Source organism: Pricia antarctica (assembly GCF_900101815.1).
In the GTDB taxonomy this organism is placed as follows: domain Bacteria; phylum Bacteroidota; class Bacteroidia; order Flavobacteriales; family Flavobacteriaceae; genus Pricia; species Pricia antarctica.
The window spans coordinates 255,920-270,363 of sequence record NZ_FNAO01000003.1 but is presented as its reverse complement, the minus strand read 5'-3'; the positions used below and the strand labels follow the sequence as shown (position 1 = coordinate 270,363).

Annotated in this window: 13 protein-coding genes; 7 read left to right on the top strand and 6 right to left on the bottom strand. The window is 44.5% G+C overall.

From position 1 onward, the window contains the following. Nucleotides 1–45: 45 nt before the first annotated feature. Nucleotides 46–390 carry a type II toxin-antitoxin system PemK/MazF family toxin gene (locus BLT07_RS06495; RefSeq protein WP_217633296.1) on the bottom strand — a complete coding sequence of 115 codons (345 nt, stop codon included), beginning with the start codon at nt 388–390 and terminating at the stop codon, nt 46–48. After that, nucleotides 383–613, bottom strand: coding sequence for a hypothetical protein (locus BLT07_RS06490; protein WP_091866967.1), 231 nt, complete (start codon nt 611–613; stop codon nt 383–385). The genes BLT07_RS06495 and BLT07_RS06490 overlap by 8 nt, the downstream gene beginning before the upstream one ends. Before the next feature lie 387 nt (nt 614–1,000). Between BLT07_RS06490 and BLT07_RS06485 the strand changes: the two genes are divergently transcribed. From BLT07_RS06485 to BLT07_RS06460, 6 genes are all read left to right on the top strand, one after another. Further along, entirely contained in the window at nt 1,001–2,353 is a 1,353-nt protein-coding gene (locus tag BLT07_RS06485) for a UDP-N-acetylmuramate--L-alanine ligase (protein WP_091866965.1), read from the top strand. A 57-nt stretch (nt 2,354–2,410) separates the two neighbouring features. Next, on the top strand, nt 2,411–3,109 hold the full coding sequence (gene radC / locus BLT07_RS06480; protein ID WP_091866963.1) for a RadC family protein: 699 nt from the start codon (nt 2,411–2,413) through the stop codon (nt 3,107–3,109). Nucleotides 3,110–3,244: 135 nt separating this feature from the next. Then, entirely contained in the window at nt 3,245–4,540 is a 1,296-nt protein-coding gene (locus BLT07_RS06475) for a polysaccharide deacetylase family protein (protein WP_091866961.1), read from the top strand. A 161-nt stretch (nt 4,541–4,701) separates the two neighbouring features. Next, a complete protein-coding gene (locus BLT07_RS06470; protein WP_091866959.1) occupies nt 4,702–5,250 on the top strand; it encodes a hypothetical protein in 549 nt (182 codons plus the stop codon). Further along, nucleotides 5,247–6,674: a DUF5723 family protein gene (locus tag BLT07_RS06465; RefSeq protein ID WP_091866957.1), complete on the top strand. Its 1,428-nt coding sequence runs from the start codon at nt 5,247–5,249 to the stop codon at nt 6,672–6,674. Before BLT07_RS06470 ends, BLT07_RS06465 begins: the two co-directional genes overlap by 4 nt. 221 nt (nt 6,675–6,895) lie before the next feature. Beyond that, nucleotides 6,896–7,885, top strand: coding sequence for a hypothetical protein (locus BLT07_RS06460; protein ID WP_091866955.1), 990 nt, complete (start codon nt 6,896–6,898; stop codon nt 7,883–7,885). On the opposite strand, the gene BLT07_RS06455 is transcribed toward BLT07_RS06460, so the two are convergent. Beyond that, entirely contained in the window at nt 7,882–9,159 is a 1,278-nt protein-coding gene (locus BLT07_RS06455) for a replication-associated recombination protein A (protein ID WP_091866953.1), read from the bottom strand. The two genes, BLT07_RS06460 and BLT07_RS06455, sit on opposite strands and share 4 nt — an antisense overlap. Nucleotides 9,160–9,260: 101 nt before the next feature. Here BLT07_RS06455 and BLT07_RS06450 point away from each other — a divergent pair, with 101 nt between their 5' ends. Then, nucleotides 9,261–10,010: a rhomboid family intramembrane serine protease gene (locus tag BLT07_RS06450; RefSeq protein ID WP_091867352.1), complete on the top strand. Its 750-nt coding sequence runs from the start codon at nt 9,261–9,263 to the stop codon at nt 10,008–10,010. Between the two features lie 92 nt (nt 10,011–10,102). On the opposite strand, the gene rlmB is transcribed toward BLT07_RS06450, so the two are convergent. From rlmB to BLT07_RS06435, 3 genes are read right to left on the bottom strand one after another with little or no spacing between them, the layout of a single operon-like run. Continuing rightward, nucleotides 10,103–10,843 carry a 23S rRNA (guanosine(2251)-2'-O)-methyltransferase RlmB gene (gene rlmB / locus BLT07_RS06445; protein ID WP_091866951.1) on the bottom strand — a complete coding sequence of 247 codons (741 nt, stop codon included), beginning with the start codon at nt 10,841–10,843 and terminating at the stop codon, nt 10,103–10,105. Nucleotides 10,844–10,864: 21 nt separating this feature from the next. After that, nucleotides 10,865–11,665: a carboxylesterase family protein gene (locus BLT07_RS06440; RefSeq protein WP_091866949.1), complete on the bottom strand. Its 801-nt coding sequence runs from the start codon at nt 11,663–11,665 to the stop codon at nt 10,865–10,867. A gap of 13 nt (nt 11,666–11,678) precedes the next feature. Next, on the bottom strand, nt 11,679–14,402 hold the full coding sequence (locus BLT07_RS06435) for a T9SS type B sorting domain-containing protein (RefSeq protein ID WP_091866947.1): 2,724 nt from the start codon (nt 14,400–14,402) through the stop codon (nt 11,679–11,681). Between the last annotated feature and the right edge of the window lie 42 nt (nt 14,403–14,444).

The window sequence follows — 14,444 nt, the reverse complement described above, 5'->3', positions numbered from 1 at the left end:
ATTTTATCTACGAAGATAATAAGAAATCAGGTCTGCGCTTTCCATTCAATCGAGATCAAGAACAATCGATAGGTTTCTTCGTACTTCATCGATCAAATCTATGGGCAAAGAACCAAGTTTTTCAACCAATCTTTGATTGTCTATTGCCCGGATTTGATCGATAAGCACATGGGAATCCTTTTTCAAATTGGCCTGTCCTCTTTTTAGGGATACCCGTAAAATTTGGGCTTCACTTTTGGTATGGGTTGTTATCGGACAAATAATGGTTGAAGGATGCGGGATTTTGTTCAAAAGATTGCTCTGAACTACTAGTACCGGTCTTTTTTTACCCGGTTCCGTGTCAATTCGAGGGTTTAAATCGGCAATCCATATTTCGAAAATTTTAATCATTATAGCCTAAGTCTTCGAATTCCCTGAGTACATTCATCGATTCTTCACGGACGGCATATGAATCGCTTTTAAGTTGTTTTTCGATCAAATTTCTTTTTTGCAACCGATTGTAGAAATCTATGGCCTCGTTGATGTACCTGTTTCTGGGCATTTTCATCTCGGAAATAATTTTCTCCGTTTCGCTGAAAATAGCGTCGTCTATTTTTAAGGATACTGCTTTCATAGCTATTAGGATAGAATATCCGTAAAAGTATATCTTTTTGGTATATCATGCAAGTAAATCGGCAATATGGTGTTTTGTACTTTTTGGTGTTTCGAACATTCCTTTAGTCCCATTTCACGATCACCAGCTCACAGCGCCGGTTCCATTCGTGGTCTTCTTCACTACAGCTTTCTTCGGTAGCGCATTTTACGAGGGGTTTTGATTCGCCGTAGCCTTTGGCGATAACGCGGTCGGTGGCGATGCCGTTTTAAGCGGATATTTTAGAATCACATCGGCCTAGATTCCATTCAATGCCAGATAATTCATTCCTGGTAAGATTTAAACGGCATCTCTTTCTTCCCTTTTCTTTTAACATCCTTTGTTATCTTTGGCAAAAACCGTTAGGAAATGAAAATCCACTTTATAGCCATTGGTGGCAGTGCGATGCATAATCTGGCCTTGGCCCTTGAGCATAAAGGGTACACCATCACCGGAAGCGATGATGTCATTTTCGAACCTTCTAAGTCGCGCTTGGCCGAAAAAGGATTACTTCCAGAGGCATTTGGATGGTTTCCCGCTAAGATTCACGGGGCATTGGATGCCGTTATTTTGGGGATGCATGCCAAATCCGATAATCCCGAACTGTTGCGAGCGCAGGAAATAGGATTGGAAATCTATTCCTATCCCGAATTCTTGTACGAGCAGTCCAAAAATAAGACTCGGGTGGTTATCGGCGGAAGTCATGGTAAAACCACGATTACTTCAATGATCCTGCATGTGCTAGATTATCACGACCGCAATGTCGATTATATGGTCGGCGCCCAGTTAGACGGCTTCGACCGAATGGTGCATCTCACCGAAGAAAATGATTTTATCGTTTTGGAAGGGGATGAATACCTGTCCTCCCCGATCGACCGGCGTCCGAAATTCCATCTGTACAGACCTAATATCGCCTTGTTGAGCGGTATTGCGTGGGACCATATCAACGTGTTTCCCACTTTCGAAAATTATGTGGACCAATTCCGGATTTTTGTGGATAGCATCGTCAAAGGCGGAAGTATTACCTACAATGAAGAAGACCCGGAGGTGAAAAAAGTGGTAGAGGCTTCCGACAACGCTATCCGGAAATTGCCGTATGTAACTCCTGAATATACCGTCGAAAACGGACAGACCCTTTTGGAAACCCCCGAAGGCCCGATGCCCATCGAGGTCTTTGGTAGGCATAACCTGGGCAACCTCGCCGGTGCCAAGTGGATCTGCCAGAACATGGGGGTCGACGAAGACGATTTTTACGAGGCCATTGCCAGCTTCAAGGGAGCCTCGAAGCGTCTGGAAAAGTTGGCGGAAGGAAAAACAAGCGTTATTTATAAGGATTTTGCCCATTCCCCCAGCAAGGTGGCCGCGACCACTAGGGCCGTAAAAGAGCAATACCCCGACAGAAAATTAATTGCCTGCCTCGAACTCCATACCTACAGCAGTTTTGAACCGGAGTTTTTGAAAGGATATAAAGGTGCTTTGGATGCCGCCGATATGGCAACCGTTTTCTATTTACCGGAATCCGTTTCCATCAAAAAACTGGATCCGGTTTCCCCCCAACAGATTTCGGATGCCTTTGAGCGCGACGATCTGCAAATTTTCACCGAGGCATCCTCCTTTAAGGACTTTGTTTTTAAACAGAATTATACCGATTCCGTCTTATTGCTCATGAGTTCCGGTAATTATGGGGGGCTTGATTTGGAGGAAGTCGCGGAATTAGTGTAATATCCTGCTTCAATCTGCGTTAACCACTAACCGCTACTGATTAACACAGCCTCACGCATGCCACAGAAAGAACCTTCCTTCTCCATAAAACACTGGTCCGACGACGACAAACCAAGGGAAAAACTGGTGCAGAATGGGAAGTCCGCCCTTTCGGACGCCGAACTGATCGCGATCCTTATCGGTTCGGGAAGCAGAAACGAAAGTGCCGTTGCCCTATCTAAAAGGATTTTGGTCTCGGCCGACAACAACCTGAACGAGTTGGGAAAATTATCCATAAAACAACTGACGCAGTTTCACGGTATTGGGGAAGCCAAAGCAGTGACCATTATTGCTGCCTTAGAAATCGGACGGCGAAGAAGGGATGGGGAAGTCCTAAAAATTACCAAAATCAACAGTAGCCGCGATGCCTTTGAGCTCCTACAGCCCCGAATGGGGGATTTAGGGCATGAAGAGTTTTGGATTCTCTATCTGAACAACGGCAATAAAGTATTGACTAGCGCCCTACTCAGCAGAGGCGGACTTACCGGCACCCTGGTCGATGTACGCATCGTCATGAGGAAAGCACTCGAACTAGGTGCGGTAGCTTTGGTACTGGCACATAACCATCCTTCCGGAACCCTAAAGCCCAGCAAAGGGGATAGGGATGTCACAGCGAAACTAAAACGGGCCGCTTTGGCATTGGATATAACTATTTTAGATCATATCATCGTTACCGAAAAAGATTATTTTAGCTTTGCGGACGAAGGAGTTTTGTAAGTAAGCAGTAAATCTATGGCATACCGAAAAAATGTAAGGTCGATCGCTACTTGGTAGCTTAACCGCGGACCGCCACTGCCCACTGCCTACTTTCCCTTGGAATTTGAAATTTGTATTTTTGGAATTTGAACTACGATGCTGTTAATCTACACCCATAAAATCACCCCTCGCTTCACGTATATTATGAAGCAAGTGTTCACACGTATTTTGGGAATCGAAGTGTCCTTTACCACCAAAGTTGAGGATTTTATAAAGCATACAGGGCCTAAGATTACCTACACCAAACAGCCGCTTCAGAACGAATTTTTTGTACGGAGCAACGACCTGTTGTTCGAACAGGGCATTAATGACTTTAATATCAAGATTTCAGAATGGGAAGGTGTACCTTGCTTCTTCGCAGCAGGGGAACGCAGTACTATTCCTTTCGATATTTTTTCGGCCAGTTTTTATCTGATAAGCCGTTATGAAGAATACTTGCCGCATGTCAAGGACCTTCATGGAAGATTTCCACCAAAAGAAAGCCTTGCCTATCGCCATGTGTTTTTACAGTCGCCCGTAGTCGATATTTGGGCCTATAAGCTTCTGGAAGTCCTAAAAGATAGGTTTCCCGAAATGGAACGCAAATCCAGATCTTATTCCTATACCTCGGTCATCGATGTCAACACCTCGCATGCTTTTGCACACCGAGGCTTCGTTAGAACCATCTCTGGCCTTTTCTATGATTTGGGATTCTTGAGGTTGGGTCGGGTGGCGGAACGAATCAAAGTTTTGATTTATCCGAAGAAAGATCCGTACGATAATTTTGCATTCTTGATCGAACTGCATAAAAAATGTGTAGTTAAGAGTTTATTTTTCTTCCAGTTCGCGACCTATTCGACTTACGATAAAAACGTTTCGCCGAATAGTAACAAGTTCCGGTTTTTGATTAAGTACATCGCCGATTACAGCAAGGTCGCCTTGGCCGCCTCATACAGTTCCTTCAACAATTTTAACCTCTTGAAAAAGGAAAAGAAAAGATTGAGCGGGGTAATCAATAGGCCGATAGATACCTGTCGCATGCGCTATAACCGCTGCAATTTGCCGGATACCTACCGCACACTGATAGAGGCGGGTTTTAGTGACGACTATACGATGGGCTATACGCACGAACCCGGATTTCGCGCAGGTACCTGTACCCCATTTTATTTTTATGATATGAATTTAGAAATCCAACAGCCCATACGCATACACCCTTTTACGTTTCACGATTATGCCTTTACGAACGTCGGAGGTAAAGATACCATCCTACAACGCATGGATGTGCTTTACCAAGAAATAAAAAAGGTCAACGGTAGCCTTGTATCGGTTTTCTCCAACGAACTTTTAGGTACGCAGCATAAGGTCGATTGGAAAGCACTTTATACAGAGGTTTTAGATAAGTACAACAGTTAATTAGCCGTCGGCTTCCATATCCTACATTTCAACGGACATAATGCTCCGCTGCCCGAAAATTGCGAAATGATTCATGACCTGAACGAAATAAAAAACTTTTTATGGAGTTATAAGGGTAAGGAACACTGCCTCTTCTTTTCGGCATTTATCAAGGTTTGCAAATGAATTCATTTTTAAGATATGTACTCTGTTTTTCTCTGTGCCTGACCACCCTGGTCTCCTGTATCGAAGATCAGGATTTTGGTCAGTATGACGATTTAAATCTCACCCCTACCTTAGAGGCCAGTATTCTTTACATCGAGTCACCGGAATCTTTTATCAATGCTGCCGGTGATGTCGATATAATTTCCAGAGACTTCAATTTTGATGCATTCAGCTCCGATGTTTTTGCGAAAAGAGTGCTAGATGGTACGATTACCTATATCGTGGAGAATACCACTAGTAAGGATGATATTAGGGTGCGCGTTGAGTTGTTGAATGCTGACGGTGGGGTTATTGATGTTGAGAATATTCCCCCTGTAGCACCTGGTAGTGAATACCGACTTGATATTGCGTACGGCAATTCAGGAAAAAACATCAATATCATCAAATTTACTTCGAGTATACGCGTCACGGCCACGAATGAGGGCGATAGTACAAGCACCTCGGACTTGCCCGATCCTAAAATCATTTTGAAATCAAGCGGAAAATTCCGAGTAGATATAAAATGAGAATCTCCCAATTACTTTTTGTTGTCCTTTTTTGGTCCTGTCTCGTTGTGCAGGGCCAGAACAAGCAGTTGCTGTACGATTTTGTGGAAATCCCGCAAGCAGGTATGGTCAATCCCGGTATGGAAACCGATTTTCAATGGTATAGCGGGGTTCCTGCGCTTTCAGGCATTATGCTGCAGGCCGGTTCCAGCGGTATTTCGGTAAACGATATTTTTGCTAATGACGGACTTAGCATTAACGATAAGGTCCGCGATCGTGCCGTGTTTGGTATGAAACCCACGGATGAGCTCAGTGGCACCTTTCAGATGGAATTCCTGAATTTCGGATTTCGGGGCCGAGATCCCGATATTTTTTATTCCGGGGGAATGTATCTTGAAGGCGATGCTATTGGCTATTGGTTTAAGGATTATGCCATTTTGGGGTTTGAGGGAAACGCTGATCGTCTGAACCAACGCTTCGATGTCAGCCATTTAAAGACGCGCGGGGAATTAGTGAATATTTTCCATTTTGGCGTTAACAAAAGGGTAGATCGCGACCTGACCATCGGCGGAAGGGCCAAAATCTACTCTAGTATTTTCGATTTCAACTCCACCAAAAACAAAGGGTATTTCGTGACTACGGAAGGGGAGAACAACATCTTTGCCAGTACCCTAAATACCGATATGGTCCTCAGAACATCGGGTTTACAAGCACTTTACGATGCTAATGAAGAGGATAACATCGCCGGTACCGCAATCAAAAGGGCCCTGTTCGGGGGCAATCTGGGTGTAGGGGTCGATGTAGGCTTCACCTATCACTTGAACGAACAGACCGTACTGACCGGAAGCCTGTTAGATCTCGGCTTTATCTACCATACAAACGATACCAAGAACTACACCTTAAAAGGCACTGCTACGGTCGAAGGCGTGGTCGTGACCCCTGAGGAAACCATAAATCCAGATACCGATTTTTGGGAAAATCTTGTCGATGACATCGAATCTTTCGTGCCCTATGAAGAGAATTCGCAGTCTTATATCGCTTTCAGACCCACAAAATTGTACGCTTCCGTGCGCTATAATTTTGGGGAACAGGTCGCAAGAAGGGGTAATTGCGAGTGTGGTATAAATGCAACGCGCAATAGTTTACGTTCAAAGTATGCCAATAGTGTAGGAGGTCAATTGTACATAATCAATCGTCCAAGAGGTCCGCAGGCCGCGTTAACTGCCTTTTATCAAAGACGTTTGGGCAATATTTTGGCGGTAAAGGGAACGTATACGGTCGATAAGTTCTCATACACCAACCTCGGTCTGGGTCTTAACTTTCAATTAGGCCCCGTAAACCTTTACGCCATGGCCGATAACCTGCTTGCCTACCGCAATCTCGCGGATAGCCGATACACTTCTTTTCAGTTAGGATTAAATATTATATCTTGGGGCAAGAAATGATGTAATTAATCGATTTTGCCGTTTTCAAACTTCTACCATAACCCTACTTAGGTGTTATGATATACATTTGATTTTATTTGCGAAACATCCCATGGCATAATTGTTGACAATAATTTACTCGATAGCCTTTAATTTTCAGTCTTGGTTCTTGGTTCTAGCAACCCCGAAGCTTCGGGGGTTTAGTATCATTACCGGACACTAATGATTCAACGCAATTCTATATGAAAAATACGATAGTAGCACTATTCTTTCTAATATCCCTGACCGGTATGGCCCAAGAACAACTTAATGATTACAAGTACATCGTCGTACCCAAACAATTTGCGGAATTCAAGCGTGAGAACCAATACCAGACCAGCACTTTGGTCAAATATCTTTTTGTCGAAAAGGGCTTTGAGGCGGTCTATGAAGATGCGCTTCCCCAAGATCTTAAAGACAATGGCTGTTTGGGCCTTCGGGCAAAATTGGTCGATGGATCTTCCATGTTTACCACCAAAGCTATTATAAAGCTGGAAAACTGTAGCGGAGAGGAAGTATTTACCACCGAAGAAGGCAAAAGCAAGGAAAAAGATTATAAAGAATCATATGGAGAGGCAATACGGGAGGCCTTTACATCTTTCGACACCATGAATTACGCCTATAATGGCAAAGCAGAAAACTCGGGGCCCATCACCGTCAGTATGAAAAACGACGTGAAGAAATTAGCGGAAGAAAGGCGCCAAAACCATTCAGCCGCAAACCGGCCCGATGTCATGGTCGAGCAGGAAGCCACGCGTGAAAATCAGCGCTATGTCGATAGGCGACCCGTGCCATCGGACCTGAAAAAGGCGGAGCCGAAAACCGAGATCGTCGAACAAGAGGGCAACGAAGAACAACTAAGTTATAATGACCAAAATTCGGGGGAATCGGATATAAGCAAAGGGGAAGGCAAAGATAAGTCAGCAACTTCGGGGATGAAACAGGGAAAGGATTCTGAACTTTCAACCCTTGCATCCGGAACGCTGTATGCCCAAGAATTGCCTAACGGATACCAACTGGTAGATAGTACCCCAAAAATTAGGATGAAAATTGAAAAAACCTCGATGCCCGATTTCTATATGGCCAAAGTTGGCGATACGAGCGGAACGGTTTTCAAGAAAAACGGAACCTGGTTCTTTGAATACTATTCAAGGGGTAACCTTATTTCCGAGGAACTGGATATTAAGTTTTAGGAATTATATTTCCCCTTCCAACGTTTGTCCAAAAACTCCTTAATCGCATTCTCCCTAGAATTGTTTCCCGGCTCGTAGAACGAAGTCCCCGATAGATCTTCCGGTAAGAATTCCTCATTTACAAAATTGTTCTGATAGTTATGGGCATACTTATATTCCTTCCCGTAACCTAGGTCCTTCATCAATTTGGTAGGGGCGTTGCGCAGGGGTAGGGGTACTGATAAGTCCCCGGTTTGTCGCACCGTTTGTTGCGCTTTGCCAATGGCCGCATAACTGGCGTTACTTTTTTGGGAAGTGGCCAAGTAGATGGCGCATTGGCTCAAAATGATCCGCGCTTCGGGATAACCAATGGTCGTGACCGCCTGAAAGGCACTATTGGCGATGACCAGGGCGGTCGGGTTGGCCAGTCCGATATCCTCAGATGCCGAAATCAGCAATCGCCGCGCAATGAATTTGACATCTTCCCCACCTTCAATCATCCTTGCGAGCCAGTAAACGGCTCCATTAGGGTCGCTCCCGCGAATGGACTTGATAAAAGCCGATATAATATCGTAATGCTGTTCCCCGGTTTTATCGTAGAGCACCGTGTTTCTCTGCACCTTGCCCAAGACCAATTCATCGGTGATGGTAATCGTATCGCCATCCTCGGAATTAACGACCAGTTCGAAAATGTTCAAAAGTTTCCGTCCATCACCGCCGGAAAGCCGCATAAGGGCTTCCGTCTCCTTCAAATTAATTTTTTTGGACTTTAAAACGGAATCTTCCTTTATGGCCCTTTTCAGTAAATCCTCCAGGTCTTCTTTTCCGAAAGGATTGAGCACGTACACCTGACAACGGGAAAGTAAGGCGGGAATCACCTCAAAACTCGGGTTTTCGGTCGTAGCCCCGATTAAAGTCACCCATCCCTTTTCCACGGCCGCTAAAAGGGAATCTTGTTGCGACTTGCTAAAACGATGAATTTCGTCAATAAATAGAATGGGGTTTTTGGCCGTGAAAAGTCCACCGCTCTGTTTGGCCTTGTCGATGACCTCGCGAATATCTTTCACGCCACTGTTTATGGCACTCAATATATAAAAAGGCCGTTCGCTTTCGTTGGCGATGATATTGGCCAAGGTAGTTTTGCCTGTTCCTGGTGGTCCCCATAAAATCAAAGAGGGAATCATTCCCTTTTTAATCTGTCCGGTCAAGGAACCGTTCTCGCCAACGAGATGCCGTTGGCTGATGTAATCTTCAAGGGTTTTCGGGCGTACGCGTTCCGCTAGGGGTGAATTCATAATGCAAAAGTAAGATATTTACAGTATTTGTTTTTCGATTTTGGATGTGCCAATATTTCAGTTTTTACATTATCGGCGAACTTATTGCTAATTTTGAGAGTATGTCCGAAAATCAGTATTTTAAGTTCACCAACGCAGTCGTTATCGCTCCCTTAATTGCGGTGATAAGCATTTGGACGGTTTTTTGGATTGAACTTCGATTTCAGGTCAACCTGAACGAGTACGGCATATATCCTCAAAAAATTTCAGGACTAAAGGGTATTATTTTTAGTCCTTTTATTCATGGTTCGGCCGAACATCTTTACAACAACACCATTCCTTTGGCGGTCTTGACCGCCGCCCTGTTTTATTTCTACCGGAATATTTCCCTGAGAATACTGCTTATCGGAATATTGGTATCCGGCTTCTTTACATGGGCCATTGGCCGACCCTCGTATCACATCGGTGCCAGCGGTGTAATTTACCTATTGGCCAGTTTTATTTTTTTTAAAGGGATTTTCACAAAACACTACCGTTTAATTGCCCTTTCACTGATTGTAGTCTTTATTTATGGCAGTATGCTATGGTATATTTTTCCGGTAGCGGATGGTATTTCTTGGGAAGGTCATTTGGGCGGTTTTTTAGCTGGACTTGCCCTAGCTTTTTTCATGAAATCAGATATTCCCCCGCCGAAAAAGTACGAATGGGAACACGAAGATTATAACGATGAAGCCGACGAGTTTTTGCAACAGTTCGATGCCGAGGGTAATTTTGTTGGAAGAACAAAGGATGAAGGTAATGGGGACAAAGCACCAATTGAAATCATCTATCATCTTAAAAAGGAAACTAGAGGAAAAAGTGATCAAGAATGATGGCTTTGATAGGCTAGTTCAACAAAGCGGTTCATCATACAAATTCACCCACTGCCGAACGGAGCACCGCACATTGCACATTGCTCTACCTACTAAAACTGTCTCCGCTGTCTCACCACCTCATATAAAAAAACCGCACAGGCTACCGAAACGTTCAGCGATTCGATTTCGCCCAACAATGGCAGTTTTGCTAACTGGTCCGCAGCCTTCAGGGTAGAAGGGGAGATACCCCGATCTTCCGACCCCATAACAATGGCACAGGGTTCTGTGAAGACAAGGTCATAAACCGTGTTATCGGTCTTTTCGGTGGCTGCAACTACCGTAATTCCGCTCGCTTGCAAATAAAAAACGGCATCCTTGATATGGTCAACCTTGGCAATAGGTACTTTAAAAGCCGCTCCGGCCGAAGTTTTTATGGTATCGGCCGTAACCGGCGCCGCTCCCTTTTTTTGTATGATAATACCATCGACCCCGGTACATTCCGCCGTCCGTATGATGGCCCCGAAATTGCGGACGTCGGAGAGTTGATCGAGTAATAGAAAAAGTGGGATTTTTTCACTTTTGAGCACTTTTTCAACAAGTTCCTCTAACCCATAAAATGTAATGGGGGAGATATTGGCCACGACCCCTTGATGATTGTTTTTGGTCAGGCGATTTAGTTTTTCGATCGGTACGTAGGATGCGTTGATACCGCTTTTACGGATCAAGCTTTCCAATTCCTTCGACAGGTCACCCTTCAGTCCTTTTTGGATAAAGACCTTATCAATGGGCTCGTCGGCATTTATGGCCTCTATTACGGCGCGGATGCCGTAGATTTGGGTTTTATTTTGCATAGTGCAAAGATAATCGAATTCTTACCAGACTGAAGTATTTAACCATTCGATCGCATCTTTCAGATAGGGAACGTAGTCGCAGGCTTGGTTATGCGTTAAACCGGGTGCGACAACAAATTCAATAGTGCTACCGGCTTCTACAGATTGGTCGACCCAAGCCTGGGTTTCTGCCAACGGAAATAATTCATCATTCTCGCCGTGGATAACATACAGTGGGATATCGATTTTTCTAGGTTGCCCATCTGGGCCGATAGTGCTGTAGGAGCTGGCCATGGGAATTCCGGCCGAAAATAGTTCCGGTCGGGTTTCCGCATAGAACCAACTACCGTTTCCACCATTGCTGTATCCCAAAACCACTACTTTGGTCGGATCGATGTCCCAATATTTTAGCGCTAATGTCACTAGACCGACTACTTGCGATTGATTAATGGGTTCTTGCCATTGGTTGGTGCCACCATTAGGGCTTATCACAAAGGCTTCGATGCCTTCGAGTCCTGGTTCTACGTAACAAGAAGTAGACTTATGTGCATTGGGGTCCCCGCCAGCTGCGCCGTGAAGATTCACAAATAAAGGTTTTTTGGTGCCATCCGAAATATCCGGCGCAATGACCCTGAAATTCCAGGCCAGTCCGCCGGGCACCGGAATACTAAAGTCCGAAATTCCCTCTTTGACCTCCAACGCTGAAAAATCCTTTTCGACATCTTCAAAAGTTCGTTCGGGCGGGGTTTCGTTTTCGTTGGATGAATCACCTGAGCTGCATCCGAATAAGAATAGGGTGGCAATAACGGCTAGGGTTAAGTAAAACCTTCGATTTTTTTTCATAGCGATAGGTGTATTATCTTTTTAGGGTAAAATGGCCTCTGAGTGTTCTGCCGTTATCTAATGCTACGCTGAACCAGTAATCCGAGGAGACGAGCGGTCGACCTTTAAAGTTTCCGTCCCAACCTGACGAAACAGGATCGATTTGGGCCAGAAGGCTGCCGAATCTGTCGAAAATGAAAATCGGGGACTGAAGGTCAAATTCAGAACTCAACCCATCTAACTGCCAATAGTCGTTGACTTGATCTCCATTAGGGGTAAAGAACTTAGGGTAGGCAATAATCGATACTTGGCGAGACGTAATACCACAGCCATCCTTATTTCTTGCGAACACGGTAACGATTCCAGAAGGTAAATTTTGAAAAATGGGACTTTCTTGATAGGTGCCATCTTTGTCATTGATCGTATATTCATAGGGGCCACTTCCGGTCATGAATACTTCGAGCCTATTATTCGTAACGGCGATATTCTCAATTTCTGGAAGTTCGGTCTCGATTACCGAAATCAAGCTTTCTGAGGTGCACCCGATGGCATTGGTTACCATCACGGAATAGTTCCCGGACTCTTTAATAGAAATAGTAGAAGTGCTGGCTCCGGTCGACCAAAGGTAGGTGTTTTTGTCTTCGGGGCCCACATCAATGCCAGCGGTAAGCGTCGTCCCGTAGTTTTCAGAACCACATAGTAGCACTTCTTGATTCGCTGCAACGGCGAACGCTTCTATTTCAAGGTCGAATTTCCCGGAACCATAACAACTATTTTCGTGGTCTATGCGAACATATATGGTCTCGCTGCCGGAGATATAGGTGTCCGGCAAATAGTCTTCGGTGCCAACTTTTGCTTTATTCTCAGAGGTGTAAAACCGGATCGAACTACTTTCTGAGAGGTTCAATTCGTTACTGATAGCCTCCCTTTTTAAATCAAAGTGAAATTCTCCCTTCCCATCGCCCAGATCGCAACCTTTCATGTTTGCTATGTCCAAACGGGCGCTAAGTTTCATCTTTAATTGAACTTCCGCATAACTCTGGCAACCACTGATAGGGTTTACAACTTTCGCCACGAGAATTTCATCGGGTTTGGTGTTGGTGTATTGAAAAGCTAATGCGTTCGCATTTGTGGTATCCTCTTCTGCACTTATGAGGTCTTTGTAATAAAAAACGTTTATGATCTGGTCGGTATCCAGACTTACGGTGGTGTTGATTTGATTCAGATTGAATATGCCTATACCATTTTTGTTCGGGTCTTCGTTACACTGAAAATATTCTGCCATTTCTGCCGGTACTTGAGGAGCGTCGTAGATGTTGATGTCTTTGGATACGGGGTCGGATGCAACACCGCCTGCATACCTTATCAGTGACACCGTATAGTCTCCAGGTGCATCGAAAGTGTGTTTAGGGGATGTTTCTGTGCTGGTGGTTCCGTCCCCAAAGTCCCACGCAACGGAATCGAAAGGAGCATCCCCGGTAATCATAAACTCGGTAGCATCTCCATAACATACATTGGTAAATTCGAACTTTAACAGGAAAAAGGATTGAACGTATGGGGGAAGCCCCAATTCAGCTGCTTTTCCATCAAGGGAAACCGTATTTTGTTTAAAATTACATAAGGCCCCTTTCAATTCGGGATTCTCAATGACCGAAATATTGAATCCAAATCCACTGACCGGATATCCGGCGCGATAGATTTTTCCATCGATGGCCAATTGCAGGCCCCCGGCGACATTGGTAGACTTACTGATCACTTCTTTGGATTTTATAATGTTGCTTGCGGAAAGGTCGAACTGGTATAGGGAGCTACCCAATGGCCGTCCGTCGTTTTCATAATTGTTAACGGTAGTATACAATTTGGTAGACTTTGGAGAAAACTCAATGCCGTAGGGTACGCTATTGCTCATCAGGGTCAGCTCATTGGAAACCCGTCCCGTATTGGCATCAAAATCGTATAATAACACTTTACCCGTCTGTATACCCGGTAGTTTAGGGCCGGCGTAATTACTAGAACTCACCTGACTATGGGCAACTCCTATTTTCTTGCCATCAGGGGATACCTTTAAGTAACCTATCCCATTTTGTTTATAGCCACCGGTAGGTACGATCGTGTTGGTCTTGCTGGTGACCGGTGTGGTGTTGACTCCATTTTCATCCACTTCGAAAGCATAAAAAGTATCCCTAAAATGGGTGATAACCCAGATGGAGCGTTCATCATTATGCTGTACCGCGGTGATTTTTTCGGAGCATTTGAGTAGCGTTTCGGCAGGGTCGCTTTGATTATAGGTAATCAAAGGCATGTTTTTTTCGGAAGTGACCACATCGCCAAAACCATTATGTAACGATAGGTCTATCAGCGTATAGTTTAGTCCATAATTGACGGATTCTTCGGGGTCAGGCTCATCTACAGTAAATAGGTAATATTGGGTTTTGGAACCTTCTTTCGGAATGATAATCGCCGATTGTGTACTTGATTCGTGTCCTAAAAGTCCAGTGCCATTAGGCATTAATCGGTGTGCCTTGTCCCAGACCTCTATACCATTGGAATAAAACAGAAGATTACCGTTTTGGTCCGATAGGGTCGAGCAGCCTTCATGGGTATTCAGTTGGCCATCGGTCAAGGCAACGGGAACACCACTGTTAAAATCCAACCCTGCACCGTTTCCAAAATACCATCTACTGGCTTCCCTTTGCGCAAAAGAACATTGGACAAGAAGAAATACCGTTATTGTAATCAAGAAACGACTAGGGCGCATTGCGATGGATTCGAATACGAAATATAACTATAATTGTTGAAA

Excerpts from the sequence above, each read along its gene's own strand:
- BLT07_RS06435 (WP_091866947.1), bottom strand. The coding sequence starts at position 14,402 with ATGCGCCCTAGTCGTTTCTTGATTACAATAACGGTATTTCTTCTTGTC.
- BLT07_RS06485 (WP_091866965.1), top strand. The coding sequence starts at position 1,001 with ATGAAAATCCACTTTATAGCCATTGGTGGCAGTGCGATGCATAATCTG.
- BLT07_RS06450 (WP_091867352.1), top strand. The coding sequence starts at position 9,261 with ATGTCCGAAAATCAGTATTTTAAGTTCACCAACGCAGTCGTTATCGCT.
- radC (WP_091866963.1), top strand. The coding sequence starts at position 2,411 with ATGCCACAGAAAGAACCTTCCTTCTCCATAAAACACTGGTCCGACGAC.
- BLT07_RS06475 (WP_091866961.1), top strand. The coding sequence starts at position 3,245 with ATGCTGTTAATCTACACCCATAAAATCACCCCTCGCTTCACGTATATT.
- BLT07_RS06455 (WP_091866953.1), bottom strand. The coding sequence starts at position 9,159 with ATGAATTCACCCCTAGCGGAACGCGTACGCCCGAAAACCCTTGAAGAT.
- BLT07_RS06460 (WP_091866955.1), top strand. The coding sequence starts at position 6,896 with ATGAAAAATACGATAGTAGCACTATTCTTTCTAATATCCCTGACCGGT.
- BLT07_RS06465 (WP_091866957.1), top strand. The coding sequence starts at position 5,247 with ATGAGAATCTCCCAATTACTTTTTGTTGTCCTTTTTTGGTCCTGTCTC.
- BLT07_RS06440 (WP_091866949.1), bottom strand. The coding sequence starts at position 11,665 with ATGAAAAAAAATCGAAGGTTTTACTTAACCCTAGCCGTTATTGCCACC.
- BLT07_RS06495 (WP_217633296.1), bottom strand. The coding sequence starts at position 390 with ATGATTAAAATTTTCGAAATATGGATTGCCGATTTAAACCCTCGAATT.
- rlmB (WP_091866951.1), bottom strand. The coding sequence starts at position 10,843 with ATGCAAAATAAAACCCAAATCTACGGCATCCGCGCCGTAATAGAGGCC.
- BLT07_RS06470 (WP_091866959.1), top strand. The coding sequence starts at position 4,702 with ATGAATTCATTTTTAAGATATGTACTCTGTTTTTCTCTGTGCCTGACC.
- BLT07_RS06490 (WP_091866967.1), bottom strand. The coding sequence starts at position 613 with ATGAAAGCAGTATCCTTAAAAATAGACGACGCTATTTTCAGCGAAACG.